This window comes from Marinobacter sp. C7 (genome assembly GCF_022343555.1).
Lineage (GTDB): Bacteria > Pseudomonadota > Gammaproteobacteria > Pseudomonadales > Oleiphilaceae > Marinobacter.
Window position 1 is genome coordinate 1 of sequence record NZ_JAKQZH010000077.1, and the last position, 544, is coordinate 544.

1 protein-coding gene is annotated in these 544 nt (G+C 64.0%); it reads right to left on the reverse strand.

Going from position 1 to position 544, the window contains the following annotated elements; genetic code table 11:
• The coding region (locus MD273_RS18815) for a tRNA-ribosyltransferase family protein (RefSeq protein WP_239039292.1) at window positions 1-544 on the reverse strand (544 nt) is incomplete at both ends.

A 544-nucleotide genomic window follows, 5' to 3' on the forward strand; every position in this document is an offset into this window, starting at 1 on the left:
TATTCCAGGTCAACAGCATGCCGGCAAGCGATTCATTGGCACGGACGAGGTGATGCAGATAGGCGCGGGAATAGTCACGCGTTGCCGGGCAGATGCTTTCTTCGTCCAGCGGGCGGAGATCCTCCGCATGGCGGGCGTTCCTGAGGTTCACCTTGCCGCGCCGGGTGAAGGCGAGGCCGTGGCGCCCTGCCCGTGTCGGCATCACGCAGTCGAACATGTCGATGCCGCGGGCGACCGACTTCAGGATGTCGTCCGGCGTGCCGACACCCATCAGATAACGTGGTTTCTGCGTCGGCAGCTCCGGCAGCGTGATTTCCAGCATGTCAAGCATCACCGCCTGCGGCTCGCCAACCGCGAGACCGCCGACCGCATAGCCCTTCAGGTCCAGATCGGCGAGACCTCGGGCGGATCGGACCCTGAGATCGGGAATATCACCACCCTGAACGATGCCGAACATCGCCTTGCCGGGCTGATCGCCAAAGGCGACGCGGCAGCGCTCGGCCCAGGCAAGCGACATTTCCGTCGATTTCTCGATTTCCGGCCG